At 65.6% G+C, this 24304-nt stretch carries 18 protein-coding genes; all 18 read right to left on the bottom strand.

The features are described from left to right. Positions 1 to 200: 200 nt before the first annotated feature. Complete coding sequence (coaE, locus tag BUS12_RS37585; protein ID WP_074302645.1) at positions 201 to 803, bottom strand: dephospho-CoA kinase; 603 nt, start codon at positions 801 to 803, stop codon at positions 201 to 203. Between the two features lie 3 nt (positions 804 to 806). Then, positions 807 to 1736 carry a prepilin peptidase gene (locus BUS12_RS37580; RefSeq protein WP_074302643.1) on the bottom strand — a complete coding sequence of 310 codons (930 nt, stop codon included), beginning with the start codon at positions 1734 to 1736 and terminating at the stop codon, positions 807 to 809. A gap of 28 nt (positions 1737 to 1764) precedes the next feature. Next, complete coding sequence (locus tag BUS12_RS37575; protein WP_074302641.1) at positions 1765 to 2985, bottom strand: type II secretion system F family protein; 1221 nt, start codon at positions 2983 to 2985, stop codon at positions 1765 to 1767. Between the two features lie 2 nt (positions 2986 to 2987). Further along, positions 2988 to 4298: a GspE/PulE family protein gene (locus BUS12_RS37570; RefSeq protein WP_083640853.1), complete on the bottom strand. Its 1311-nt coding sequence runs from the start codon at positions 4296 to 4298 to the stop codon at positions 2988 to 2990. A gap of 265 nt (positions 4299 to 4563) precedes the next feature. Next, positions 4564 to 5856, bottom strand: a complete 1293-nt coding sequence (locus tag BUS12_RS37565; RefSeq protein WP_074302638.1) for an HlyC/CorC family transporter — start codon at positions 5854 to 5856, stop codon at positions 4564 to 4566. Between the two features lie 175 nt (positions 5857 to 6031). Beyond that, positions 6032 to 7195 (bottom strand): FHA domain-containing protein, encoded by a 1164-nt coding sequence (locus tag BUS12_RS37560; protein ID WP_074302636.1) that lies wholly within the window; start codon positions 7193 to 7195, stop codon positions 6032 to 6034. A gap of 130 nt (positions 7196 to 7325) precedes the next feature. Next, positions 7326 to 10931 (bottom strand): type VI secretion system membrane subunit TssM, encoded by a 3606-nt coding sequence (gene tssM / locus BUS12_RS37555; RefSeq protein ID WP_074302634.1) that lies wholly within the window; start codon positions 10929 to 10931, stop codon positions 7326 to 7328. Further along, entirely contained in the window at positions 10928 to 12145 is a 1218-nt protein-coding gene (gene tssL / locus BUS12_RS37550; protein ID WP_143788589.1) for a type VI secretion system protein TssL, long form, read from the bottom strand. The genes tssM and tssL overlap by 4 nt, the downstream gene beginning before the upstream one ends. A gap of 50 nt (positions 12146 to 12195) precedes the next feature. Continuing rightward, positions 12196 to 13563, bottom strand: coding sequence for a type VI secretion system baseplate subunit TssK (tssK, locus tag BUS12_RS37545; protein WP_074302632.1), 1368 nt, complete (start codon positions 13561 to 13563; stop codon positions 12196 to 12198). Further along, the gene (tssJ, locus tag BUS12_RS37540) at positions 13563 to 14084 is read right to left on the bottom strand and encodes a type VI secretion system lipoprotein TssJ (RefSeq protein WP_074302630.1); all 522 of its coding nucleotides are present in this window, start codon (positions 14082 to 14084) and stop codon (positions 13563 to 13565) included. The genes tssK and tssJ overlap by 1 nt, the downstream gene beginning before the upstream one ends. A gap of 18 nt (positions 14085 to 14102) precedes the next feature. Further along, positions 14103 to 14492, bottom strand: coding sequence for a DUF4150 domain-containing protein (locus BUS12_RS37535; protein ID WP_074302628.1), 390 nt, complete (start codon positions 14490 to 14492; stop codon positions 14103 to 14105). A 13-nt stretch (positions 14493 to 14505) separates the two neighbouring features. Further along, complete coding sequence (locus BUS12_RS37530; RefSeq protein ID WP_171991776.1) at positions 14506 to 15186, bottom strand: DUF3540 domain-containing protein; 681 nt, start codon at positions 15184 to 15186, stop codon at positions 14506 to 14508. A gap of 29 nt (positions 15187 to 15215) precedes the next feature. Continuing rightward, positions 15216 to 16274, bottom strand: coding sequence for a pentapeptide repeat-containing protein (locus tag BUS12_RS37525; protein WP_074302623.1), 1059 nt, complete (start codon positions 16272 to 16274; stop codon positions 15216 to 15218). After that, a complete protein-coding gene (locus BUS12_RS37520; protein ID WP_074302621.1) occupies positions 16271 to 18811 on the bottom strand; it encodes a DUF2169 family type VI secretion system accessory protein in 2541 nt (846 codons plus the stop codon). The genes BUS12_RS37525 and BUS12_RS37520 overlap by 4 nt, the downstream gene beginning before the upstream one ends. Positions 18812 to 18846: 35 nt before the next feature. Next, a complete protein-coding gene (locus BUS12_RS37515) occupies positions 18847 to 20691 on the bottom strand; it encodes a type VI secretion system Vgr family protein (protein WP_074302619.1) in 1845 nt (614 codons plus the stop codon). A 66-nt stretch (positions 20692 to 20757) separates the two neighbouring features. Further along, on the bottom strand, positions 20758 to 21834 hold the full coding sequence (gene tssG / locus BUS12_RS37510) for a type VI secretion system baseplate subunit TssG (protein WP_074302617.1): 1077 nt from the start codon (positions 21832 to 21834) through the stop codon (positions 20758 to 20760). Beyond that, positions 21798 to 23678, bottom strand: a complete 1881-nt coding sequence (tssF, locus tag BUS12_RS37505; protein WP_074302615.1) for a type VI secretion system baseplate subunit TssF — start codon at positions 23676 to 23678, stop codon at positions 21798 to 21800. The genes tssG and tssF overlap by 37 nt, the downstream gene beginning before the upstream one ends. Then, on the bottom strand, positions 23678 to 24250 hold the full coding sequence (tssE, locus tag BUS12_RS37500) for a type VI secretion system baseplate subunit TssE (protein WP_083640850.1): 573 nt from the start codon (positions 24248 to 24250) through the stop codon (positions 23678 to 23680). Before tssE ends, tssF begins: the two co-directional genes overlap by 1 nt. Positions 24251 to 24304 lie beyond the last annotated feature (54 nt).

Below are 24304 nucleotides of genomic sequence, written 5' to 3'. Positions count from 1 at the left end.
CGGGCTCGCCTCGGGCGTGGTCGGTGACGGGAATGCAGAACATTCTAATGCCGTGAGACTACCCTAGCAATCACACACTTTCCCGATGCGCTTTCGCTGATTTTTGCGCTTGTTTCGCGCCTGTTTGAGTGTGCTGTCCGTGCTTTATTGCGACAGCAGGGCAAGCCGCCTTCTTGTCGCCGCGGGCGGGCGCCGCAGTCTCATGCGTCTGCCAGGGACAAATACAGCCTATGTTGCGCTTCGACCTGCGCGCCGAGTTCTTCTACGGAAGCGTTTTCGTTGACGATCACGTCGTCCGCGGCGGCAAGGCGTGCTTCGCGAGTCGCCTGACGGGCGATGATCGCGACAACCTGCTCGCGGCTGAAGGCGTTGCGGCGCATCACACGGGCGATCTGCGTCTCGACGCTGCAGTCCACCGTCAGGACCCGGTTCACGCGCGTTTTCCAACTGCCCGACTCGACCAGCAGCGGCACCACCAGCATCACATACGGGCCGCTGGCCTCATGTCTTGCACGTTCGGTCTCGGTCCGGATCAGCGGGTGCGTGATGGCTTCGAGACGCCGGCGTGCGCCCTCGTCGCCGAAGATCAGGGTACGCATGCGGGCACGGTCGAGCGAGCCGTCCGCTGCGACGAACGAGGCGCCGAACTCAGTGGCGATCTTCGGCATTGCGACGCCGTTTGGCGCAGTGATCTGATGCGCGATCAGGTCGGTGTCGACGATCGCCGCGCCGCGCGCGGCAAACAGGTCGGCGACGGTCGACTTGCCGCTGCCGATGCCGCCCGTCAGTCCCACAGCAAACATGCTTTAGCCTCCGAGTGCCAGATAGAGGGGCGTGCCGAGAAACAGCGTAAGCGCGCCGCCTGCGGCGAGGAACGGACCGAACGGCAGCGGCTCCTCGAAGCGCATGCGGCCACGCCAGGTCGCCGCCAGGCCGACGACCGCACCGGCCACCGCGGCGATCAGCACGATCTGCGGCAACGCGGCCCAGCCGAGCCATGCGCCGAGCGCGGCGAGCAGCTTGAAGTCGCCATAGCCCATGCCTTCGACGCCGCGTACGAGCTTGAACAGCCAGTGCACCACCCAGAGTACAAGATAGCCCGCAATCGCGCCCAGCACGGCGTCGTGCAAGCTCGCGAACATGTCGTTGAAATTGACGATCAGGCCGGCCCAGAGCAGCGGCAGCGTCAGCGAGTCGGGCAGCAGATGCGTGTCGATGTCAATCGCGCTCATGGCCAGCAAGGCCGCGCACAGGCCGAAGGCGGCCAGCGCCATGGCGTTCGGGCCGAACACGGCCAGCGCACCCGCTGCGCACGCGGCGCTGGCGATCTCAAGCAACGGATAGCGCGCGGAGACGGAGGCCTTGCATGCCGAACAGCGACCGCGCAGCAGCAGATAACTCAGCACCGGGATGTTTTCCCATGAGCGCAGGACGTGGCCGCAGTGCGGACATGCGCTGCGCGGCAGCCACAGGTTGTAGCGCGCAGGCAGGCCGTCGTCTTCGAGCGGCACGCCGGTTGCCTCGCTGACTTCTTCGCGCCATGCACGCTCGAGCATGATGGGCAGCCGATGCGCGACCACGCTCAGAAAGCTGCCGATGACCAGGCCGAACACGATTGCAAACGCAATCTGCACGCCGGCGGGCAAGCTGCCGAAGGTGGCGCCGAGGCTGGCCGCGACGTGACCATGAAGGGCGCTGAAGGAAGTATCTGACACGAGTGCTTGAGTAGCCGGCATGGCGAAATAGTTGGATTCGGCTGCGATGCTACACCACGTTGCCGAGTTGAATAATGGGAAGATACATCGCGATGACAAGGCCGCCGACCAGCGTCCCCAGCACGATGATCACCAGCGGTTCGCAGAGGCTCGCCAGGGTGCCGATCTTTTCGTCAACCTGACGATCGCTAAGCGAGGCCACGTCGATCAGCATCGTATCCAATGCACCGGACTCCTCTGCGACGGCGACGGGCTGAACCACCTCGGCCGGAAAGCAACGCGCGGCACGCATGGCGGCGGCGAGCCGTTCGCCGCGCCGCAGGCGGGCGGCGATCTCGACCGTGGCCCGATCGAACCAGGCGTTGCCCGTGGCATGGGTCAGCGAGTCGAATGCGTCGGCGAGCGGCGTACCGGCTGACAGCAGCGTACCGAGCGCCCGACTCCAGCGTGCCGCACACAGGGTCGCGAGCAGCGTGCCGGCGACCGGCAGGCGCAGCATCAGGCGGGCTAGCGTCACGCGTGCTGCTTCAGAGCGCCGCAGCAGGGAAGCCATGGCAAAACCGGCGCACACCGTCGACGCGAGCACCGGCACGCTCCAGCGCGCCGTGGCGTCGGAGAGCGCCAGGACGATTTGCGTGGGCGCCGGCAAGCGGGCGCCGAAGCCGTCGAAGATCTGCTTGAAGGTCGGCACCACCCATACCAGCAACGCAGCCGTGATGGCGAGTGCCAGCAGCAGGATCGCGACGGGATAGGTGAGCGCGGCCTTGACCTTGGCGCGCTGCGCGGCGCCCCGTTCGCGGTCGTCGGCGACGCGCGCCAGTACCGCGGGGAGCGCGCCCGCCGCTTCGCCGACCGCGACCAGTTGGCAATACAGCGGGTTGAACTGGGCCGGATGCCGTGCGAGCGCCGCCGAGAAACTCAGGCCGCTCGTGATGTCGCGCGCCAGGGCGCCGACGATGCGCGACATACCGCGCTGGCGTGGCGCAGGGGCTTGCGCGAGCAGTTCGAGCGAAGACGCGAGCGGCAATCCGGCGCGCAGCAGACTGGCGAGTTGACGGGTGAAGCGCGTGACTTCCGAGGCGCGTGCCTGAGGGCGTGGCGCGACGCCGCGTGGCGTGAGTTCGACGATGAACAGGTTGTCGCGCTTGAGCAGTGTGCGCACGGCACTCGCGTCTGCCGCGATGAGCGTGCCGCTGTGCTGTGTGCCCGCGGCATCGACGCCGCGCCATGCAAAGCGCATCTCGCGTGCTTCGGCTTCAGTTGTCCTCATGGTTATACGACCTCGGTTGCGCCGAGTGCTTCGGCGAGACTGGTCGTGCCGTCCCGCACGCGCGCCAACGCGGCCTCGCGCAGCGTGCCCACCCGTTCAGCCTGGGCCTGCCGGGCGAGCGAGAGCGTGCCTGCATTCGCGACGATCAGCTCGCGCATCGCGTCCGACACCGGCATCACCTGGTGAATGCCGACGCGCCCACGGTAGCCAATGCGGTGGCAAGCGTCGCAGCCCGCAGCGACGTAGGGATGCCAGCCGTCGAGTTGATCCTCGCTAAAGCCGGCCGCGCGCAACGCGGCTGCCGATTGCGGCGCCGCTGTCCGGCAGACGACGCATAGCCGCCGCACCAGCCGTTGCGCGGTGACCATGCGTAGCGCGGCGGCCAGGTGATACGGCTCGACGCCGATATCGATCAGGCGCGCGATGGCGGCCGGCGCGTCGTTGGTGTGCAGCGTAGAGAGCACGAGGTGGCCGGTTTGCGCCGCCTTGACGGCGACGTCGGCGGTCTCTTCGTCGCGGATTTCGCCGACCATGATCACGTCCGGATCCTGGCGCAGAAACGCGCGCAACGCGACGGCGAAGGTGAGACCGGCCTTCTCGCGCACGCTGACCTGGTTGATGCCGGCGAGCTGGATTTCCGCCGGATCTTCGACCGAGCAGAGGTTGCGCGATTCGGCGTTGAGCTTCTGCAGGAAGCAGTACAGCGAGAGCGTTTTGCCGCTGCCGGTTGGACCGGTCACCAGCACCAGTCCGTGCGGCGCGCTGATGGCTGCCTCGAGCGTGGCGCGCTGAGCGGGATCGAGGCCAAGCGAATCGAGCGAGAGGGCGGCGGGCAGCGCGTCGAGTCGTCGCAGGACGAGCTTTTCCCCGAACAACGTGGGCAGCGAGTTCACGCGATAGTCTTCGAACTTGCCTGGGGTGGTGGCGATGCGCAGGCGTCCGTCCTGCGGCACGCGCCGTTCGGCGATGTCCATGCGCGCGAGCACTTTCACGCGGGTGATGAAGGCGTCGCGCAGATGGGCCGGCGGTTGCGCGATGGCGTGCAGCACGCCGTCGATGCGCAACCGCATGCGCCAGCCATGTTCGGTGGGTTCGACATGCAGGTCCGAGGCGTTACGGCGGGTGGCTTCCCGCAGCGTGTCGCTCAGCAGACGGACTGCGGGGGTGTTGTCCGCTTCGGCGACACCGGGCGTTGGCTCGCGGCGGGGCGTGTCGTCGCGGCTTGTACTGTCGAACGCGCGTGCCGAATGCTGGGCCGGCGGCGCGGGTGCGGGCGTGGCAGGTGCGGCGGCAGGCTCGACCTCGAGTGCCATGGCACGATAGGGCACGCCCGTTGTAACGGTGGGCGCCAGACGATCAGCGGTGCTAGCCGGTGTGAAGCGGGGCGAGGATGACATCGGAAACCGGCCGGGAGCCGCCTGTAGAACAAGACGACTCCATCATCGGGCAGGCGGAGCGTTACCGCCATTCGGCCGGATGGCCAGGTATGCCGCAGACGGTAGACGGCAGACGGCCGCGGAAAGCCCATCCGTTCGATGGACAGACCCCGGCACTAGTTACGCCCAGCACACCTACCCATCAGCTCCGCAGCTTTTTCCCACCCTTCGCGCCCGGCTTGAAAATCTTGACGGTGCGCACCGCCTGATCGTCGCTGCGCATCACTTCGAGTTTGATGCCCGCGATCTGCACGCACACGTCGCCATCGGGAATTTCTTCGAGGATTTCCAGAATCAGGCCATTCAGGGTCTTCGGCCCGTCGGTCGGCAGGGTGAGCTGCAGCCAGCGGTTCAGTTCGCGCAGCGGCATGCTGCCGGCGACGATGCATTCGCCGTTTTCGTTCCAGCCGCCGCGCGAATTCGCGCTACGCGGGATCGAGGTGGTGAACTCGCCGATCAGTTCCTCGATGATGTCTTCCGGCGTGACCAGCCCCTGCAGTTCGCCGTATTCGTTGACGACCAGCGCGGTTCGGTGACGGCTCTCCTGAAAGTACTGCAACTGCTGAAACACGGGCGTGCCGCTCGGCACGAAATACGGTTCGGCGAGCAGCTCGCGCAAGGTCTCGCGCTCAAGCTCCTGGTTGTGCAGCGCCGACAGCGTCTTGCGCACGTGCAACACGCCGAGCACACGGTCGATGTCGCCCTGATAGACGATCAGCTTGTTGTGATAGCAGGTTTCGAGCTGATGCAGAATCTGCTCGAACGGCGCATCGAAATCGAGCGCTTCGATCCGGCGGCGCGGAATCATCACGTCGTCGACGGAGATGTTCTCCAGATCGAACAGGTTCAGAAGGATGCTGCGGTGCTTGGTCGGCATGAAGCTGCCGGACTCGAGGACGATGGTGCGCAGCTCCTCGGTCGAAAGTCGCTGGTCGTGCGCGCCCTTCGTATTGATGTGCAGGATGCGCAGGATGCCGTTGGCGAACAGGTTGACGAACCAGACGATCGGCTTCGTCGCGCGCATCAGCGGGGCGATCAGCAGACTCGCCGGCAAGGCGATTTTTTCCGGAAACGTCGCGCCGACGATCTTCGGCGTGATCTCCGCGAAGACGATGATCAGGAATGCGACGATACCGGTCGCAATCGACAGCACCAGATTGTTGCGGCCGAACGTATGCAGCGCGACCGAGGTGGTCAGCACCGGGATGATCGTGTTGAACAGATTGTTGCCGATCAGGATGACGCTTAGCAGCTCGTCGGTGTGGGCGAGCAGGCCTTGCGTCGTCTTGGCGCCGAGCACGCCCTGATTGGACAGATGCTTCAGGCGGTGACGGTTGAGCGCCATCATCGCCGTTTCGGAGATCGAAAAGAAACTGGAGCAGATAAGCAGCAGGAAGACGGCGCCTATCTGCGCCCATAACGGTAGTTGTTCCACGTGTCGCGAACTGGTAAAGGGCAGGATGGGAAGAATATAGCAGAGGGGACCGTACCCGCCTGTCTGGCCGGCTGTCCCGCGGTTTGGCGCCGCCTGGCTTTCTGGCGGCGGGCGGGCGCTGGGCGAGCGTCGCTACGGTTCAGTGGGTCGCCCTTCACCTTCACCTTCGCCTTCGTCATGAGCGTGGCGGCATCAGACTGCGGACGAGCTTTCCGAGCGTATACATGACCTGCCGGTTCAAGCCGGCCTCTGCTGCAGAGCCGGGTTCGATCGCCGCGCCCTCAAGGAAGTGTCGGGCCAGCTCGTGCAGGATGGGCGCGTGGTGGTCGGCCGGCTCGATGAGCGGGGCGGCGGCAGTCGGTTCCACAATCCTGATCGGACCGGCTGGCCGCAACACGGTCGGCGCCCCGAACTGGGCACCGTACTCCGGCGCGACGGTCCGGGCGGTACCTGGTGCGCCCGGTACGTCTGGTATGTCTGGTATGTCTGGCACGCCCGGAGCGGTGGCATCCCCTGCATCCCCGCTCGTCACGCTGCCAGAACTGTCCGGCCTCGGGCGCTCGAAGCTGGATGGATCGAAGTTCCACACCTCGGCGGCCGGTTGCGCTTGCGCCTGAGCCGGAGCGGCCGCGAGCGAAGCAATCTGCAAGCGCAGATGACTGCCGTGTTCCGGCACCGCATCGCGCACGGCATACCCGTGCATATTGGGGCGATTCGAAGCGTCGAAGGCAGAGGATGACCGCGTGTCGGACAGGTCGGCAAACAACCCCGGCGGCTCCAGCGCGGTTGCGCTGGACCAGGCCGGAGCCGTGCCGAACAGCAGGAGCGGATCGAGCGGCGTGTCAAGCAGATCGGCCGTCCCGGCGCTTGATCCGAAGCCTGTCAGGGGATCCGCCGGATATGGGGCGGCGGGCATCTCGAAGCGCAGCGGCGCCGCAGCTTCCAGATGCACGCCAGTGCGCTCAGATCCGGCGAGCGCGGCAAGCGCCGGCAAGTCCCACGCAGCGGGCACTGCATCCACGCCGGCCCGCAAGACATAGGCGCCCATATTGACGATGTCGCCCGCCTGCAGGTTCGTTTGCGCGCCCGGCGCCAGCATCTTGCCGTTGATTGCGATCGCCGCGTAGCCGCTGGTGTTGAGCAGTTGCCAATGACCAGCTTGCGAGCTGACAGTGGCATGGTGGCGCGCGACCAGCCCATCGTCGCCGGGCAGCGGCAGCAGGTTGCTGCCGTCCCGTCCGATCGTGCCGCCGTGCGTATCGAACGTTGCGCGAGCGCCGTCGACGAGCGCCTGGCCATGGTAGGCAACGACAGTCAGTGTGATGTGAGAGGAAGACATACGTCAGGTTCCTGATGGCAAACGAAACAAACAAAACAAACAAAAAAGCGAATCGAGGCGAGAGGCCGCCGGTCGCGAAGCGCGTGCTCACGGCGCCGCGCCACGCGCCACGCGGCGTGTCGGATGCAGATCACGAAGGACAAGCGAACGCCTCCATCTGCGACAGGCGAAACGGGTTATAGCTGCTGCTGGCAGTGACGCGCAGCGCCAGCTTTCGCCCGCTGAAGTCGAAGGTGGCGACAAAACTCTCAGGCGCCGCGCCTGGCGTGATACGCGCTTTGTCGAGCAAGCGGTGCAGCGCCCAGGGGCCTTGCGTTTGCAGGCCGTCTGAACCGTTCGGTGTACTGATCTGCAGGCTGACCAGATTTGCGCCGCGTGAGCCCGGCCATTTCACTGTCGCTGGAATCTGCGGGCCGTGCGCGTAGCGGATCGTTTGACCGTCGACGTCCAGCGAGTATTGCGTGATGCCGGGGTCCAGATCGAGCGGTGTGAGCTCGATCTGCAGCGACGGTGCCGTCGCATTGCCGGCGAAGAACACGTTGCGGATCGTGTCCGCATTCTGAAAGGCGCCGAGCAGGTGCGTGTCGGCGGGCATGCCGCCGGCAAGGTTGCGCCTGAAGGTCCAACGGCTTGCGCCGGTGTCGGTCTGCGCCGCGAGATTCTTCTGGAAGAAGCTGTCCATCAGGCCACCGGCGGCGAAAAACCGTGAGAAATCGTCGAGCGCGACATCCCGGCCGGCATCGCGCGCGAACGGATAGCGCCCGGCGATCGTCTGCCGGCACGCCTTGCCGATACTGCCCTGCGCGTCATGAGCGAGGTTCTGCCGCGCGGCGCCGTTGATCTGCCCTGCCGCGCTGCGCGACAAGTCGCCGAACATGTTCCGCAACGGCGTCGGCATGCGATCCGCGTCCGCACGCAGTTTGTCGAAGACGTCCGTTTGCGGCGCAGGCGCTCCGCTGCTCAAGGCGGCATTGGCCGAGCTCAAATAACCGTACAGTTCGTCGAGCAGACGCAGGTTGCTTTCGAGCGGTGCGGCACCCGCGTCGCCGCCGGATCCGGTTGCGGCGACCAGCCGCCGCAGCGGCTCGAAATGAGTGTCCACGATGCTCTCGGGTCGCGCGTCATCGTATTGCGGCTGACCGGAAGACCCGCTGCCGAACAGCGCGGAGAGCGCCTGACCGGCTTCGGCGCCGCCCTTCGGCGCTTGTCCGGTCGCGGCCGGTCCGCTGCTGCGTGTGCGCAGCAAAGTCGTCTCGTTCGCTGCAACCTGCAGGAATTGCCTCAACGGCGAATCGGGCGCGGAGAGCGTGCGGGCGATCTGGATGCTTTGCGCGAGCGATTTGCTGTCGATCAGCCCGACGTCGTTCAGATAGGCGTCCCATATGTCGATGTAGTCGTTGAGGTACGCACGTTTGACCTCGGCAATCCATTGCTTGCGCCGCGCCTCTTCGCCTTGCGGCTCAGGTCGGATACCGAGCACCCACGGTTCCTCGTTCTCCAGTCGGGTTGTGGCGCCGTCGACCCGTTTAGCGAAGACGTCCCAGTACCCTTGATAGGTGTAGAGCGCGGGAATGCCGTCGGTCAGGGGCTTGCCGCTGTGACGGGTGAACACGAGACCAGCCTGCGGACCACCGGCACTGACGACGCTAACCGTTTCACCGCCCGCGCTGCGCAGCAGTTCCCGACGCAGCAGGTGATAGGTGCGCTGTGCCAGCGAATCGCGCACTAACCGCTCGCGCACGCTGTTCACGAGCGACTCGTTCAGCGCAAACGGCGAACTCACCGTGTGCGAGCCGAACAGGTTGGTGAGATGCGCTGCCAGCCGCGCGGTTTCATCCGGCGCGGTGTTCGACGGTAGCGTCTTTTCCGCGTCGAGCATCAGCCATGCGGTGAGAAAGCCTGCGTCATAGTGAGCCGCGTCATGGAGCATCAGATATGCCTTCAGCGCGTCATAGCTGAATTCGCTGTCGTCGGCCGGTGCGGTGGCGAGAATCTTCTCGAGACGGGTAGCGGCTTGCGGCAACAGCCGCTCGTCGAGCGCACGCCGGTAGACGGCATCGGCTGCGTCGCCGGTTTTCCTGCCTTGATATAAGCCCATCCGGTAGCGCAGGAACGAAGGCGCGTCCAGCTGGAAGCGCTCGCTGCGCGGCAGGCTCCGCAACGCGTCGAGCAGCGGCACAAGCGGCAGCAACGCGCCGCCGGCAAGCTCCAGCGGCTGCTGGGTCTGCTGGTCGAGCGCCGCGACATGCGCGTTCACTTCGCCGAGATAGGCCCGGTTGTTCCAGTAGCTGAACGTCCAGCCACACAGCAACGTCAGCAGAACGAGGCCGAGCAACGCTACCACGCTCGCATGCAGCATCAGCCGCCGTCGCCGTACAGAGCGACTCACGCCAGCCCATCCCGCGTCGGCGAACACCGCATCGTGCAGGAACTGCTTGAGGAAATAGCTTCGGCTGCGATGCGCAGCGTCGCGCACAGGCGTTGCGTCAGGTACCTGCAGCGCCTGCCTGATCGGCGTCAGAACCCGGTCGAGCGTCGGTCCGTTCTGCTGGGCGCTCGTGAAGTAGATGCCGCGCGCCCGCGGATTGGTCTCGATCGGCGAATGCCTGAACAGCGTCTGGCAGAAGTCTCCGATGACTTCCTTCAGGCTGGCGAATTGCTGTGGAAACAGATAGGCCCGCGCGCGGCTGTCGAGGTCCGGGTCCGCGATCAGCACATCCCGCAAGCCGTCGGTCAAACGCCGCGCCAGGGCATCGAAGGCGGCGCCGGAGAGCCAACCCGAGTGGCCAGGTGTCGTGTCCTCCGGCGTCGCCGCCATCCCCCAGACCTGCGCCCGGTCATCGCGATTCAGCCCGGAAAAATAATCGCTGAAGCCGCTCAGGCGATCCATCCGCGTGAAGCACAGATAGATCGGCACGCGGACATCGAGCTTCGCCTGCAGGAGCTGCAATGGCTTGCGCAGTCGCGTTGCATAGGATGCGCGGTCGGCTTCGTTCAAGGCCAGGAGATCGTCGATGCCGACCATCAGCAGCACGCCGTTGACCGGCTGGCGCGGCCGGTATTTTCTCAGCAGGGCGAGCAGTTCTCCCCATTCGGCCCCGCGCCGCTCGCCGGCATCGGCTGCTTCCAGGTAAGGGCCCGGCGTGTCGACGAGGACCGCATCGTTGCTGAACCACCAGCGGCATTGCTGGGTCGGTTCGACGCGGCGGCTCGCGGCCTCGCCCGACTGTTCGGCGATCGACCATTCAAGTCCACCGTTGACAAGCGCGGCGGTCTTGCCCGCGCCGCTGCTGCCGACGACCAGATACCACGGCAGCCGATAGACATACTGGCCGGTCAACCTGTCGAGCCAGGCCGAGAAGCGGCCCGCATGCACCGTAGCGTGACGCAGCAGATGGAGCGCCTCGCGAAAACGCGTGCGCAACTCGGCGATACGTTCGCCGTCTGCGTCGCCGGCAGGGTTATCGCGCGGTGTCGCCTGGCGTCGGCGCAAACGCGCCAATACGCCTTCGCTGGCTGGCCGCGCCGGGCTGCGGTGGATCACCCAGGCGAGCCAGACGAGCAGCACCAGCCCGATGCACAGGCAGCGCGCGCCAGCCGCCGCCAGAGGACGGATGTCGCCGATCGCCAGCAAGGGGCCGTAGACCCAGACCACCGGCACGAGCAATAGAAGGCCGGCCAGCACCCATGCTTCACGGGACAGCAACAACCCCAACAGCCGCTTGAGAACGTTCATCTGCGCGTCGTTCCGGAAAGATCCCGCGTGACGGCGGGCGTCAGGAGCGCGATATCCACGCGCCGGTTATGAGAGCGGCCCTCCGCCGTCGTATTGGTATCGACGGGCTGGGTGTCGCCGCGTCCTACCGCCACGATAGGGCGCGTACGGTCGAGGCCGGCCGACAGCAGCAACTGCCTGACCGCTTCCGCACGAGCCCGCGAGAGTTCGAGATTCGAGGCGAAGCGCTTGTCGCGGATCGGCTGGTTGTCGGTATGTCCCGTGATCACAATGTCTCCTTCGAGCCGGTTGAGTACCTCGGCGATCCGCATCAGCACCGGCAAATAGGCCGCTTTGGTGGTCGCGGAGCCTGAGTCGAACAGGCCGTCGCCGCGGATTTCGACGACGCTGCGGTCGGCTTCGTCGCGCACCGTAATCGCACCGCTTGTCAGTTCCGCATCGAGCAACGGCGCGATGCCCGATGAAAACGCGGTAGGCCTGGCCGCGCTGATGGCCGGCAGACGGATGGCGTCGATGGCGGCTGTGGTCCGGTCGCCGTCGCGGTTCGACGACCACAGATAGACGGCGAAGCTCAGGCCGCCGAGCAAACCGGCGAGACACAGCCATGCCCACGCCGGCAGCCCGCGGCGCAGCGTGACCGAAGCCTTGCGATCAGCGGCGCGCCAGGAAGGGGACAGCGGATGTGCGTAACCGCTGCCCGTCTCGTGCAGCAGTTTGTGCAGCCGCCGCATGAGCGTCGCCAGTTGCGCGGCGCCGTTCTGGATGACGCGGTAGCGTCCCTGGAATCCCAGCGCGAGGCAAAAGTACTGCAGTTCGATAATGTTTCGATGCTCGTGCGGACTCGACGACAGGCGCGCCAGCAACTGGAAGAATTTTTCGCCGCCCCAGGTCTCGTTGTGGAACGCGACCAGCAGGCTGTGCGCCGACCAGACTCCGCCGCCGCCCCAAGGCGTGAGCGCCGCGGCTTCGTCGAGCGCGCAGCACAGGCAATAGCGCGCGCCGACGATGGTCTCGACGGAGATCGCGGCTTGCTGCGCGCGAGTCTGGAACTGTCTGATTTCGTCGACCAGATATTCGCGCAAGCGCTCCGGCTGGATCGCCGCGTCGACGCGCATTTGCGCGAGCGTGGCGAGCAAGGTATGGGCGGCGACGACCAGCGCATTCGCTGAGCTCGCCGGCGGTGGGGGTGTGTGCGATTGAACAGCGGCACTCATCGGGCTTCTCCGTCAGCTCTCGTCTCGTTTAGCTTCGCTTGGCGCGTGGGTTAGCCGCGGATCGCCCAGCACTCCATGGCGAGTCCCGGCAGATCGCCGGCGACATGCAAGGCAAGGCCGCTCGATTTCTCCAGTTGCCTCCACAACTCGCCGCCGGTATCCAGCTCGAAGTAGTGATAGCCGGCGTTGTACGGAATCTGCCTGGGCGCGACCGGCAGCAGGCGCAGCGCGATGCCCGGAAGATGCAGATGCACCAGTTCCGCCAGCCGTTCGGCCGGGCCAATCTTGACCTGCGCCGGGTAGCGCGTGCGCAGCGTCTCGGCCGGCAGGTCGGCATGCACGGCCAGCACGAAACCGGCGTTGCGCAGGAGTTCCAGATTGGGAACCTGCGCGACCCAGACCCGCTGCGCGCGCTCCTGCAGTTCGATGGCGACGGCATTCTGTTCGAGCACGGTCGACAAGGCGCGGCGCAGCTCGGTCATGAGCGGCACGAAGCTGCCTTGCAGGTCGTCGTGACGGTAAGCCGGACGTACCACGGGCCGGCGCTCGTTGCGCGTGTAAGTGCAGAGATCGAAGGCGAGTCCTAGCCACTGCTGAAAGAGTTGCTCGGGATGCACCTGGCCCGTCTCCCGAACGTGCCAGGTGTCGGCCTGAGCGCGGTTGATCAACGCCAGCAGCAGAAAATCCGCCACCTCGGACACACCGCCGCGGCCCGGCTGCGAGAGCCGCTGTGCGAGCGCTTCGCCGCGCTGTTCGAGCAGTCCGTCCAGTTCGCGCAGGTAGTTGAAGAGCGTGGGGTGCTGGCCGGCGACGAGCATCGGCGGGATATAGCCGGGGTCGAGCACCAGGTGGTTGTCGCTGCGCCTCTCGACGATGCGCAGCAGACCGAGCGCCTGCCACTCGCTACCGAGCTGCGATGCCAGCACCAGACGAAGACGCGCCCGGGCGATCTGCACGGTGGCAGGTCCGAGCGCGATGGCATTGCTGTCGGCGATTTCGCGCGAGCACACGCCGTAGCGCGCCGGCGAATCGGCCTGCTCTTCGAAGATCGTGTCTTCGCCGCCGGGCCGCCTGAGCGGCAAGGCGAGCAGCACGATCTCGTCTCTCGCATGGGCGGGCACGTCGAGCGGCGCCGGAAGCTCATCCGGACTGGTAAGCCGAAACGGGGTGCCGTCGGGAAACACCCCGTGCGCCATCGTCAACGACACCTTGCCCAGGGCGAGCGCGTCGTGATCGATCTCGACGCCGAGGAAGCCCCAGAACGCCCCCTGCAATCCCAGGCAGCGCTGCTGGACGTAGCTTTCGACATAGCGCTCGAGTTGCTGAAAATGTTGTGGCCGCAAGTACATGCCTTCCGACCAGACGACTTTGCCTCTGGACACGCCGGAGTCCTTCAGCGGCAGATTTTCATGCTTCATCAATGGGTCCAGTCCGTCGTTGTGGCGGTCAGGCCGCCGGCGTCCAATTTCACTTGCAAGCGCAGCGGTTGCGGCGTGGACCACCAGAGCATGAACGCGCTCGTATCCTTGCCCTCGGGCAGCACAACCGTGGCCTTCCAGACGTTTTTGCCGAGCACCCGATAACCGGCGACGATGCCGAGCGCACGGCTCGCCGGATTCCCCGGCCGGCGCATCAGCTTGTGCTCGCCTGGCAGCAGGATCAGTTGTTCGAACGAGACCAGGTCGTCGCCGAGGGTGGCGGCCGCGTGATCCTGCAAGGCCGTGAAGTCGCCGGAATCGAACGCTGCTGTGGACTTCAGTTCGTAGATGCCGACCAGAATCGGCGCGGGTCGCCCGCGGCTGTCCGGATTCACCTGCGATCCGGCCGCGAGATAGAGGTCGTACGGAACCGGCACGGCCTGGGGTGTCGCGGCGCAGGCGCTCAGCAGGACGGCTGCGCCGAGCAGATGCAGGGCGTGGCGGGGGGTGTGTTTGATCATGACGTGGCCATGGAGGGATCAGGGCGCCAGGTTCAGGATGTGGGTCTGACTGGGCGACGTGCCGGTGCCGATGGCATTGTTGGCGTTCTGCTGGGTCGGATCGGTCATGCGGGTGGTGGGCATGCCGTGCAGCAGCACCGTATTCGCGCCGTTGATATTGCGCGAGGTGGAGCAGACGGTGCCCGACACGACGCCGCCCATCGAACCCGGCGCGTCGCCGCGGGTGACGGGAATGAGGGTGGCGAGGTTGTGCGTCGGGGCGCCGCCGGTCAGGATGTTGCTGACGTTCGGGATGGCCTGGGTGCGCTGGGCATTGTTGTCGTAAGCGACCGGGACGCCGAACGGGGGCGTCTTGTTGACGCAGACGGCATCGTTGGCGCCGCCCGAGCTTGAGTTGACCATGACCATATATGAGGTTCTCCTAACCGAGATGGATTTGTTCGGCATCGATCTTCGACAGCCGCTCCGCCGTCAGCAGTGCGTTCTTGCCGTGCAGGCGCAGGCTTGCGGAGGCCGCGTAGTCGAGATGACGGGTGCGTAGATGATCGATGGCTTCGATCGTGCGGAAGCTGCTTTTGCTGATCTGCACGATGCGTTCGACGACCGTCTCCAGCGTCTTTCCGATCAGACGTAGCGCGCCGAAGCGGGCCTGCAGGTCGCGGCAATCGAGCGCCGCAGCAGCGGCGCTGAGTTCGGCTTCGTCGGTTGCGACGGTTATGCGTCGGCTGTCGAGTTGCAGCGCCTGGGTGGCTTCGACGGCGATGTCCCGACCCGCGCAAAAACGCAGGCTCTGCGTCGTTTCGACGAGCAGGTCGCCGTCGAAGCGAAGCCGCGTCTCACCCGCCGACACGCGTTCGAGGATAGCCAGCACATAGCGCTGCTGCGGATCGGCGCAAGAGACGACGACGCGATCGCCGGGTTCGGGCGCAACGAGGCAGCTATACGCGCGCAGGCAGCGCAGTCGGGCACCGTCGCATTCCACCAGCACGGCGTCGTCAGGCAAGAGGGCCACGACGATGCCCACGGCGATGCCCACGACGTCGTGGCTCTCGCGAGCTAGACCGTGCGCAGGCGTTCTCAATTCCGCTACTGTCGATTTCATAGGGGGTCTCTGATTGATGGGCATGGTGGTCAGCCGCCGTCTCGGCGCTTCGACCATTCTTCTGCGGCGAATCGAGCGGGGTCATTGTCGATAGCGCCCGGGCGGCCGCGCCATCCGGCATGACCGGCTCGATGAAACTGGGTTCGCCCCAACGTGGCCTGATCGAAATTGCCGCCGCTTAGCTCGGCGTACGAAAAGTCGGCGCCTTCGAGGTGGGCTTGCGCGAAGCGGCAGTCCGATGCGTCGGCGCGATGGAACACCGCGCCGCGCAGATTCGCTCCGGTGAAGTCCGCTGCCCGGAGGCGCGCCTCGGCCCAGATGCTGTTTTCGAATTGCGCGCCGCGGCATTGCGCGCGCTCGACCTTTGCGCGGTAGAAGTTCGCGCATGCAGCGTCGACCTCATTCATGAGCGCCTGCTCGAGCGACGCGCCCTGAAAGTTGCACTGACCGAGGCGCGCGGACGTGAAATCGGCGCCGCGCAGATCGGTGTCGATAAACTGGCAGCCGCGAAACGTCTGCCCGCCGAAGTGCTGGCCGGCCAGGTTCGACTCGGTGAATACGACACGCTCGAACACTGTCTGTGCGAAACGTACCGCGCGCATGTCGAGTCGATAGAAGAAGCATTTGCGGATGAGAGCGGCAGTGAAGTCGGCGCCTGCCAGCGGTGTTTCGTCGAAGAAGCCGAGTTCGATCTGCGCGTCGTCGAACCGGCAAGCGCTGAGATCGCTTTTCAGGCAGGTGAAACGGCTGGCGCGCATGCGGGAGAAGAGCGTGCCGCTGGCCTGCGTGCCGGCCAACCGGCAATCGTCCAGCAGGCTCGCGGACAAGTCCGTACGAACCAGCTCGCCGTTCAGGAACACGCTTTTCGACAGATCGGCGTTCGACAGATCGACGTCGGTGAAGCGGCATGCGTTGAACACGCATTCTCTGAGGTGCGCGCGGGCCAGCCGTGTGCCGCTAAAGGTGGTTCGTTCGAAGATGGCGCCCGACAGATCGCCATGCTCGAGGGACAGCCTCCCGAACGACTGATCCGCGATGACCTCGCCGTTGCGCACCCTCTGCTGCAGTCGATCTCGTTCCGGACTCATGCTGCCGCCTTGGCGAACGGATGAAAGTTGGCCTGGTCCAGATAGGCGCCGTCGAACTGTGTCGTATCGTCGATCGCTGCCTCCGCGAAGTCGGCGCGGAACAGGTTCGCTTCGCGAAAGTTCGCACCGTGCAGGACGGCGCGCCGCATCGAAGCGCCCATCAAATCGGCGCGCACCAGATTGGCGCCGCTCAGATCGGTGCGCACGAGGTGGCTGTCTGCGATCTTTGCCGCGCGTAGATCGGCCAACCGCATGCGGGCGTCGGAGAAGTCGCACTGGTCGATCCGCGCGCCGCTGAAGTTCGCACCGTGTGCGCGGACCTGGCGCAAGTTGACTTCGCTCAGTTGCGCCTGCGAGAAATCCGCGTTGTCGAGCACACTCTCTTTGACGAAGCAGGCCTTGCGAAGGATCGCGCCGTCGAAGCGAATACCGCTCGCGACGGTTTCGACGAATCCGAAGCCTGCTATATCGGCGCTCGCGAACGCGACGCGGGTAAGCGTGCACTGGATGAAGGCGAGCTTGCGGATGCTGGCGCGGCTGAAATCGACAGTGTCGAAAGTCTGTTCGATGAAGGCCAGGTCGCTCAGGGTGGCTTCGCTGAAGTCGGTGCTGAGGAAGCGGCAATCCCTGAACTGGGTTCGCTGGACTGAAGCACGGGTCAACCGGCAACGCTCGAACCGCGTGTTCTCGAACAGCGCACGATCGAGCACGGCGTCGCTGAAGTCGGTGCCGTCGCACTGCGCCAGCGACAGGTTGGCGCCCGTCAGGTCGGTGCGCGCAAACGCCGTACGCACGAGTGTGGCACGCGCGAGTACCGCGTTTCCCAGCACCGCGCCTGTCAGGTCGGTGTCGCTGAGATCGGCGCTTTCCAGCAACGCGCCGGACAGCGTTGCTCCGCGCAGACTCATCCGGCTCAGATCCGCGCCGGTCAGATCCCAACCGGCCAGCGACTCGCCACGCGCATGCGCCGCGGCAACGCGTTCCTGCAATACGCGCCCGGCGGCCGTGTCGAGGCGCGGTGCTGCTTCCTGATACTGGACGGCATGCCGGTAGGTCTCGCGGAGTTTCTTGTCGGCGTCGATTTCCAGGTGGCTTGGGTCCTTCTTCCGATCGGCACGCCGTGATGCCGCGCCATCGCGCGATAGCGCGGGCGGGCCACGCCGCGTGGTTGGCGGATTGACGCGCTTGCCCATTCCGCTTGCCGCGTGGCGGGCTTCGATCTCACGCTGCTTCTCTTCCAGTGCTGCGCGCTGCTCCTGAGCGATCCTTTCCTGCTGTTCGACGAACTCCGCCAGTTGGTCGATGCGAGGGGGCTGCGTCGGCGCTGCATCGAAAGCGCCAGGCGCGAGGCCTGCCGCACGCGCTCGCTCGATCTGCTGACGTGCGCGTTGCTGCAGATTGCGCTCTAGCGCATCGTGCGACGTGGCGTCGGTGGACGCGTCGTCAGCCGTGATGAGCAGTGCCGGCGGCACCAGATCCTGGTCGCGCAGCGCATGGAGCGCACCGTGCTTGCGGTCCATGCGCCGGTCGAAGGTGCGCCGGTAGTCGGCTGCGGAACGCGGCTCGCCGCTCAGTTCGGCGCCGAGTAGCAGACATGCGACGTCTTGCGCGTCGAACTCCCGAATCCCGGCTATGCCGTGGAAGATCATCACGGCCCGCTCGCGATGCGGAATGAACCACACCGTCGTCAGACGCATCGGAATCTCCGCGAGCGTGTCTTCGGATTGCCGCTGCAGGAAGCAACGGGCACGCAGCGGCGGCAGCGCGCCTGTTATCACCGGTTGTTCGGGATGCATATGAACGATGCGATAGGCCGCGCCGTCCGGCATGGCATCGAGCGCCGGGAATTGCTGATCGGTGGGCGCGATATTGAAGTAGCGGGTGTCCATCGAGCATGGAAAGCCTGGACAATCGCTTTCGCGCCATTGCGCGTCGAGTGCTCCGTAGAGCGCGCGGCGCTGCGGCCAGTCGGCTGCGATTGGCGTGAAACTGCCTGGCGTGACGATCTGTCCGGGTCCGCGTAAGCGCTCCGCCGGGTATTCGACGTTGGGAAGCGGTTGAGATAGCTGCTGCTGTGACCGCTCGCTGTTTGCCGACACGCCGTGAAACCCGCGGCCGCGGGGATTGTCCGCGTAGCCGGCTCCGCCAAACGCGAGAGGCCAGTCGATCGCGAGGGACTCGAACGGCTCGGCGGCCGAGGGCGCCGAACCTGCCCAGCGGCGCTCGCCCGACACGAGCAACGCCTTTTCCACACCGGCGAAACGGATACCCACCCGGCACGTATTCGTATGGTCGCAATACCGCCCGTAGGCACGCGCCGATAGCAGAAACTCGGCTCGCGGTTTGGGGAGCGCCGCATCGAGCGGGAAGCCGGCCAGCTCCGCGCCGACCGTGTCCCATAGTTCCGACTCGCTGACGAGGCGCGGGGTTTCGCCGAGCGTCACCATCATGGGAATCGCGACGCCCAGATGTTCGCTGCCTGCGGCCCGGTGCGGGCGTGTCAGGACACCCAGTGGCGTGGGTTTGATGATTTTCATTGTGCGTGGTGTGTGTGGACCATGAGATGCCGGTTTCAGAACGTCACCGAGTAGCCGACGGTGCTGAACGACACGCCGGTCTGCGAGACACTCGATTCGGTCGCGGTGACCGACGAGCCCGTCACGCCAACGCTGCTGCCGATAACGTTGATGCTCGACCCAGCCATGAAGATCTGCGAGCCGGAGATGCTCACACCCGAACCGACAAAGCCAACGGACGAGCCGGTAATGCTCGTGGCGGCATCCGTAATCGAAATCGCGTCGGTGCTCACCGTTTCCATGGTGCCTTCCACCACCGTCATGGAGTTGCCGTCGACCGTACTGGTCTGGCTGCCGCCCACACGGGTCGTTGCGTCGTTTTCCACTGAGAGGTCGTAATTGCGCTCGGCATGCAGCGCGACCTGTTCCGCGCCCTGGCGGTCCTCGAAGCGCAACATGTTCGCGTTGGCGCTCGTGCCGCCGGGCGTGCGCGTGACGAAGCCGCTTTGCGTGGCCGCTGCGGGCAGACTGAAGGGCGGCATCTGATCGGCGTTATAGATGCGGCCGGTGATCAGCGGCCGGTCCAACTGGCCATTGAGAAAATCGACCACCACCTCCTGGCCGATCCGGGGAATGTGAATGGCGCCGTAGTTGGAACCGGCCCAGGCATCCGATACCCGAACCCAGCAGGAACTGTTTTCATCGCGCTGGCCATAACGGTCCCAACGGAATTGCAGTTTCACGCGGCCGTATTGGTCGGTCCAGATATCCTCGCCGGCCGGTCCGACGACGAGCGCGGTTTGTGGGCCGGTTGCTTTCGGCAGCGGCGTGACGCTGGGCGCGCGGTACGGCGACGACGCAGGCTGCGCGACGAAATGAAAGCCGTAGTGCGCCTCGCTGCTGCCGCTTGCATAGCCGCCTTCCTGCAACCGATACGTGACGCTGACCACCAGGTACGAGCGGTTTTCCGCCTGGCGCGGGCAGTTCTTCAGCGTGAACAGGTAACCCGGCGCCATGGCGCGCAAGCGGGTGTGAGCGCGGGTGCGGGTATGTTCAGCCTGCTCTTCCTCGAGGCGCACGCGCGCATAGTGTTCACCTTGTTCCGCTTCGATGTAGCCGCCTTGCCACAGGTACTTTTCGTAGCGGCCATGCTCGGCGCTCAACGGGTGAGCGCGTACCTGCGACAGGTCGGCCTGGGGCTTGCGGAAATCGTAGTCGTCGACGGCGTAGGCGCCTGTGCTGATCTGCGCGGCCGGTCGCCATTGATCGACCCCTTCGTCGCGAGGCAGCGCCAGATGATCGGGCGGCAGGTAGGGCAGCGTGGCGTAATCGGGCAGCGGGTCGTGCGCGCTGATGTCGTCCGCGAGCACCAGAACCTGCTGCGCGGCTTCATGGCGGAAGTAGTAGTAGATACCTTCCTGCTCCATCAAGCGGCTGACGAAAGCGAAGTCGCTCTCCTGATACTGCACGCAGTAGTCCCAGTTGCGATAGTGCGCGAGCAGACGCTCTTCGACCTGGAAGCCATATTTGCCGAACACCGCGCGAAGAATGTCGACCACCGAGAGGTTCTGGAAGATGCGGCAGTCTGTCGTCTTCGTCAGGTACCAGAGCCAGGGCCGCAGGGTTGCCACATAGAGATAGCTGCGCGGCGTGCCGGTTTCGCGGCCGGCGAATTCGCAGCGCGCGATCTGTCCGCCGAGATAGCGGGTGCTGCCCTTCAGGGTGGTGATATGCAGTGTCAGCGGCTTGCCGAGCAGGCCGTCCATGTCCAGCGAAGCCGAGTGGCTGACGAGTTCGACCCGGAATTCGTAGAGCGATGACAGCGTCTCGCTTCCTTGCAGCGCGCGGAACCGAAGCGTCTCGGGATCGAGCGGCGTATGCGCGGTAATGATGTGGCTCATGAAGAACGTCTCGACGGTTGATGGGCGCGGTGCGGTGGCAGGCGTAGCGGGCGGGATCGGCTTGTGCTACTCGGCTTGAGCGTGGCGGTGCGTGCTGGTCTCGGGCGAGTAGACGAGGTCGTCGGCGGCGCACCGACGGGTCCGCGTGCCGAGCCAACTGCCCCAGCCCAGTGGCTGATCGCGGCCGAGCGTGTTGCCCGTGACCTGATCTGCTGCCAGCACGAGTCTTAGATCCCACGCCCATTCGAGCCCGATGTACTGACGCACCCAGTCCGTCAGTTGGCGCGCCCGCCGCGTGCCGGGCAATAACGCGAGGTACGCCTCGCGCGATAGCGGCCCGACTCTGATCTCGAACTTCGCGTGGGCGTCGAGCGCGGCGATGCCGAGCATCGCGCCCGCGCCGAGTCTCTGGGTGTTCGCATGCGTGCGGAGTGTCGTGCGCTGCCGCGCGCCGACCGGTATCCAGTGCGGCACATGTTCGACGATCTCCACCGGCACGCCGAGATAAGCGCGCAGGATCTGCCGCAGTCCTTCGGGATTGCGGGTTTGCCGCACCAGGTGAGCTGCCATGAAGTATTTGGCGTGGTCGGGAATCTCGTCGCGCCGGCGCAATGCCGGTAAGCCGAGATGGACGAGACTCGCGAGATAGTTGTCGAAGCGCGCGCCTTCCCGGCGGTCCAGACTGACGGTCGGCTGGGCATCGGCCCACACGCGATAGAACAGCAGGATCAACCGATGATGGAACACGTCGGCGAACGCTGTGAGGGTGCGGTCGTCATAGTTGCGAGCCCGGTCGCGGGCGAATTCGGTCAGATGCAGCGGCAGCGGCCCGTTCGGTCCGAACAGGCCGAAGCTGTAGATCGACACCTGCGGCAGAGCGTCTGCGCGCGGTGCGGTGGCGCAGGCCAGCGTGGACGGCGCGAAGGCGAGCGACGGCTGCTGGCCGAGCCGTACCGGTTCGTCGGCGGGATGCGTGGCGCGCCCGAGCGGCACCCGGCCGCCGGCGCGGGCATCGAACCAGCGCAACAGGTGGTACAGATCGTAGGCGTGCGGCGCGTCGGCAACGCGCCGCCAGAAGCGTCGCAGCGACTCGCCGGCGCTTGCGCTCAGGCTGTCGGCCGGCGGCCGATGCGGGGTTCCCATCGTCTCACTTCTCCACGTTGCAGGGTTGCCACCACGAGTTCGCTAAAACTGTTCAAGGACACATGGCGCGCGAAGAACTGCTCCAGCACCGCACCAAACAGGTAGGTGCTGGCGCCCGCGAAGGCCAGTTCGTCGAGTAGCAGCGAGACGCACACGCCACGGCCGAACATCAGCGGGCCCGCTTGCGGCAAGCGGCGGTGGACCGCTTCGACCCGCACGCTGCGAATGCCCTGGATCTGCTGCAGCAGCCCGGGATCTGCCGCGCCCGTATACAGTTCAAGCAACTCGCGCAAGGCCTGGGCGCCCTGGGCGCCGTCCAGGTCGGTCAGCGTCAGATAGTTGAGACCGAGGTGACTGATCAGCCGCCAGGCGATCTCGTTCTCGGCGATCGCCGGACGCGGCGGGGTGGGTCCGCGCAGCACCTTGATGGCTGCGACCGGCGCCGACATGCGCAAGCTGAAATCGCTGCTGCCGGCGAGCGGCATCAGCAGAGCGAGGTCGCGATTGGTACAGAGCGCGTCGACGCAGATGTGCCGCAAGTCGTCCGGGAAAGGCGCTTCGTGCTGGTCGACGAGCGACACGTAAACTTCGCTGCCCGTATAAGGCGTGCGTGGACTGCCATGGTCGCTGCGGCCGCCCTGGCCGGCGACGAGACGCGGTTCGCGACGCAGCGAAAAGTACCGGCCGTGGTTGTCGGGATCGTCGGACAGGGTGCCGTAGAACGGGCGGAATTCGCAGGTTCTGCCGTCCGGCTGCAAATGCCCGGTCACCTTGTCGACGCCGTAGATTTCGTAGTCCAGCGGCCGCGTGCGATTCACCACCAGATGATGCTCGTAGCGTTGCGTCGAGACGGCGATGCGGTCCGTCCGCTTCGGGAACAGATTGATCGCGGGCGTGCAGAAGAGCGAGAGACTGCGTGGATCGACGGCGCGCTCGAGTTCAGGCGCGGCGCGATCGAATAGCAACGTCAACGAGCACGTATTGCCCTCTACGCGTTGCAACGCGCGACGCAAGTGTTTGATGCTGAAAAACAGGTAGCGCGCCGGAAAGGCGAAATACTCGTGCAGCAGCCGGTAGCCGTTGAACGAGCGAGACCCGTAGGGCAGCAGGGCCTGGCTGGCGTCGAATCCTTCATGGCGGATGGCGTCTTCGTCCAGCAACGACCATCCGGGCTGGGTCTGCGACGCGTCATGACAGATCACGCCCACGCAATGGCCCAACACCAGTTCGAGGATCTGCAGCGCCTGGGTTTCGGGGGCGCTGATGAAAAACGACAACGCGTCGAGCGGCAGGTCCTTGAATCCGGTCGCGCCGCAGGTCTGCAGACGGATGCGCAGTGCACCACGCACGCGGCCTGCGAGGCCCGTTTGCGCCAGCGGCAAATCGCCTGGCTCGCCGCTCATTTTCAGATCGGTGAGACTCAGCGGCCACAGGGTGACGTCATGCGCGGTGCGGAATTCGCATGCCGTCTGGCCGCCTTTGGCCAGGTTGGCGCGCAACGGCGTTCCCGCCAGCAGCGTATAGCCGGATTGCAAGCTACCTTCGCGCAGGTTCGGCTGAATGGCTACGACTGCCATCGAGGGCAACGGGGCAAGATAGTTCGGATAGACAACGTCGAGCAGGCGCTGCGAGAAACGGGGGAACTCCGCGTCCAGTTTCAAGTGGATGCGTGCGGTCAGGAAGCTGAATCCTTCAAGCAGGCGTTCCACGTAGGGATCGACGGACTCCGCGCCGCCCATACCCAGATGGCGGGCGGTCTGCGGGAATGCCTCGGCGAATTCGGCGCCGAGTTCGCGCAGGTAAGCGAGTTCGCGGTTGTAGTAGTCGAGCAGACGCGCGTCCATCAAGCTACGCCTTGCGAGCGCAATGCAATCTGGCCGCTGTCCAGATCGAGCGCCGCGCGAACCCGCAGCGCGGGCGCGGATGGGTTCGACCGCAACTGGCCGGAAATCTCCAGCGACAACGCGTGGGCGTGTTGTCCATTCTCCGATGCGCTGCAGCGGACTTCGAGGCTGTCGGCGAGGATGCGCGGTTCGAACCGGACGATGGCCTCCCGCACCGCGCATTCGATCTGGGTCCACTCCACCCCCGATGCCGATGCCCCCACGAGCGTCCCCACACCGAAATTCACGACGGAGTGCTGGACATGCGGATAGGCATCGAGGTCGTTGGTGGTGTCGAGGTTTGCGCTGTTCAGTAGCCAGTTCAGGTCGCGCAGAATCGCGTCACGCAGCATGGCGCGCGGGCTCGCGAGTCCGCTATCGAACTCATGCGGTTGCTGAAGCCGATGATCGGTCAGCCGATCGAGTAACGACGGCTGGGTGTCGGCGCGCCTTTCGGCTCGTGTCTCGCGCCGCGCGCGCACTGCGTGCCGATGCTCATGCTCATGCAAGGGGTTGACCTGGTTCACACTCATTTCTCGCTTTGGGCTGTGCCGCGCGCACGGGCGTCAGTGATCGACCCGCCCGTT

Origin of the sequence: Paraburkholderia phenazinium, from assembly GCF_900142845.1 — a bacterium.
Lineage (GTDB): Bacteria > Pseudomonadota > Gammaproteobacteria > Burkholderiales > Burkholderiaceae > Paraburkholderia > Paraburkholderia phenazinium_A.
The sequence above is the reverse complement of the archived record's forward strand: the minus strand, read 5'-3'. Positions and strand labels throughout refer to the sequence as shown.

Excerpts from the sequence above, each read along its gene's own strand:
- BUS12_RS37515 (WP_074302619.1), bottom strand. The coding sequence starts at position 20,691 with ATGAGCCACATCATTACCGCGCATACGCCGCTCGATCCCGAGACGCTT.
- BUS12_RS37580 (WP_074302643.1), bottom strand. The coding sequence starts at position 1,736 with ATGCCGGCTACTCAAGCACTCGTGTCAGATACTTCCTTCAGCGCCCTT.
- BUS12_RS37560 (WP_074302636.1), bottom strand. The coding sequence starts at position 7,195 with ATGTCTTCCTCTCACATCACACTGACTGTCGTTGCCTACCATGGCCAG.
- BUS12_RS37575 (WP_074302641.1), bottom strand. The coding sequence starts at position 2,985 with ATGAGGACAACTGAAGCCGAAGCACGCGAGATGCGCTTTGCATGGCGC.
- tssG (WP_074302617.1), bottom strand. The coding sequence starts at position 21,834 with ATGGGAACCCCGCATCGGCCGCCGGCCGACAGCCTGAGCGCAAGCGCC.
- BUS12_RS37570 (WP_083640853.1), bottom strand. The coding sequence starts at position 4,298 with ATGGCACTCGAGGTCGAGCCTGCCGCCGCACCTGCCACGCCCGCACCC.
- BUS12_RS37525 (WP_074302623.1), bottom strand. The coding sequence starts at position 16,274 with ATGAGTCCGGAACGAGATCGACTGCAGCAGAGGGTGCGCAACGGCGAG.
- BUS12_RS37530 (WP_171991776.1), bottom strand. The coding sequence starts at position 15,186 with ATGAAATCGACAGTAGCGGAATTGAGAACGCCTGCGCACGGTCTAGCT.
- tssJ (WP_074302630.1), bottom strand. The coding sequence starts at position 14,084 with ATGATCAAACACACCCCCCGCCACGCCCTGCATCTGCTCGGCGCAGCC.
- coaE (WP_074302645.1), bottom strand. The coding sequence starts at position 803 with ATGTTTGCTGTGGGACTGACGGGCGGCATCGGCAGCGGCAAGTCGACC.
- tssM (WP_074302634.1), bottom strand. The coding sequence starts at position 10,931 with ATGAACGTTCTCAAGCGGCTGTTGGGGTTGTTGCTGTCCCGTGAAGCA.
- tssK (WP_074302632.1), bottom strand. The coding sequence starts at position 13,563 with ATGAAGCATGAAAATCTGCCGCTGAAGGACTCCGGCGTGTCCAGAGGC.
- BUS12_RS37535 (WP_074302628.1), bottom strand. The coding sequence starts at position 14,492 with ATGGTCATGGTCAACTCAAGCTCGGGCGGCGCCAACGATGCCGTCTGC.
- tssF (WP_074302615.1), bottom strand. The coding sequence starts at position 23,678 with ATGGACGCGCGTCTGCTCGACTACTACAACCGCGAACTCGCTTACCTG.
- tssL (WP_143788589.1), bottom strand. The coding sequence starts at position 12,145 with ATGAGTGCCGCTGTTCAATCGCACACACCCCCACCGCCGGCGAGCTCA.
- tssE (WP_083640850.1), bottom strand. The coding sequence starts at position 24,250 with ATGAGTGTGAACCAGGTCAACCCCTTGCATGAGCATGAGCATCGGCAC.
- BUS12_RS37520 (WP_074302621.1), bottom strand. The coding sequence starts at position 18,811 with ATGAAAATCATCAAACCCACGCCACTGGGTGTCCTGACACGCCCGCAC.